This is a genomic window from Variovorax sp. Varisp36 (assembly GCF_047304235.1).
Lineage (GTDB): Bacteria > Pseudomonadota > Gammaproteobacteria > Burkholderiales > Burkholderiaceae_C > Variovorax.
Genome location: NZ_JBGLYU010000097.1, coordinates 1 through 1,616, shown reverse-complemented (window position 1 = coordinate 1,616; position 1,616 = coordinate 1). Strand labels below are relative to the sequence as shown.

The window sequence follows — 1,616 nt, the reverse complement described above, 5'->3', positions numbered from 1 at the left end:
ACCTTGCCGTTGGCGTTCAGCGGCAGTGCATCGAGCACCATCAGCACGCTGGGCACCATGTAGTCGGGCAACGCTTCACCCAGGCGCTCGCGCAGCGCCGCCGTGTCGATGCCTTGGCCCGATACGTAAGCGACCAGCCTGGCACCCGAGGGGCCTTCGTTCGCGACGACCACCGCCTCCCTCACCTCGGGCTGCGCCTGCAGCTGCGCCTCGATCTCCCCCAGCTCGATGCGGAAGCCCCGCACCTTCACCTGGTGGTCGATGCGCCCCAGGTACTCCAGCTGCCCTTCGTTGCTCCAGCGCACCAGGTCGCCGGTGCGGTACAGCCGGCTGCCGTTGTCGGTGGCAATGAAGCGCTCGGCCGTCAGGCCGGCTCGCCTCAGGTAACCCCGTGCAAGGTGGATGCCGCCCAGGTACAGCTCGCCGGCCACACCGGCCGGGACTTCGTTCAGGCTCGCATCCAGCACATGCGCCTGCGTGTCGCTGATTGGCCGTCCGATCGGCACCTGCGTGCTGCCGTCGTCGCGGCACGTCCACTGGGTGACGTGGATGGTGGTCTCGGTCGGGCCGTACAGGTTCTGCAGCGTGGCGCCGCCCAGGCGCTGCAGCGCTTCCTTCTGCGTGGCCGCAGGCATCGCTTCGCCACCGCAGATGATGTGCTTCAACTTGGTCGTCGCCTCGATGCCCTCGTAGGCCAGGAAGGCCTGCAGCATCGAGGGCACGAAGTTCAGCGTCGTGATCTGGTGCTTCCGGATCAGTTCGACCAGGCGCACCGGGTCGCGGTGGTCGCCGGGGTTGGCGATGACCAGCCGGGCGCCCGCGGTCAGCGGCCAGAACATCTCCCAGACGGACACGTCGAAGCCGAACGGGGCCTTGTGCAGCACGGTGTCTGCACCTTCGAGCGTGTAGAACGCCTGCATCCAGGCCATGCAGCTGAAGAGCGCCGCGTGGCGGATGGCGGCGCCCTTGGGGCGGCCGGTGGAGCCGGAGGTGTAGATGACGTAGGCGAGGTGTTCGCCGTGAAGGGCGATCTGCGGATCGGCGTCGGACTCCGAAGAGGTATCGAGCGTGTCGAGTTCGAGCACCTGGAGGGCTTCGGTGCCAGGGATGAGGCTGCGCAGGTGGCGCTGGGTGAGCAGCAGCGAGAGGCCGCTGTCCCCGACCATGTAGGCCAGGCGCTCTGCGGGGTACTCAGGATCGAGTGGAACGTAGGCACCCCCCGCCTTCAGCACCGCGAGGATGCCCACCATCATCTCGGTGGAGCGCTCCGCGCACAGGCCCACCAACGTGTCCTGCCGTACACCCGAGGCGATCAGGCGATGGGCCAGCCGGTTCGCACGCGCATTGAGTTCCGAGTAACTCAGCGCCTCGTCGCCGAAGACCAGCGCGGGGGCCGAGGGCTTCAGCCTCGCATGCGCTTCGATCTGCCGATGCACGGGCTGTGCGCCTTCGTGGCGGTGCTTGTTCCCGCTCCACGCCGCCAGCTGTGCGCGCTCCGCCGCACCCACCAGCGGCACGTCGCCCACCGCCAGTTCGCGCCGCCAGGCCAGCGCATGCAGCACCGCCACATAGTGCCCAGCCATCCGCTCGACCGTCTCACGGTCGAACAACTGCGC

1 protein-coding gene is annotated in these 1,616 nt (G+C 68.4%); it reads right to left on the bottom strand.

The window, feature by feature from the left end:
• The coding region (locus ACCD11_RS28305; protein ID WP_413316451.1) for an amino acid adenylation domain-containing protein at positions 1-1,616 on the bottom strand (1,616 nt) is incomplete at both ends.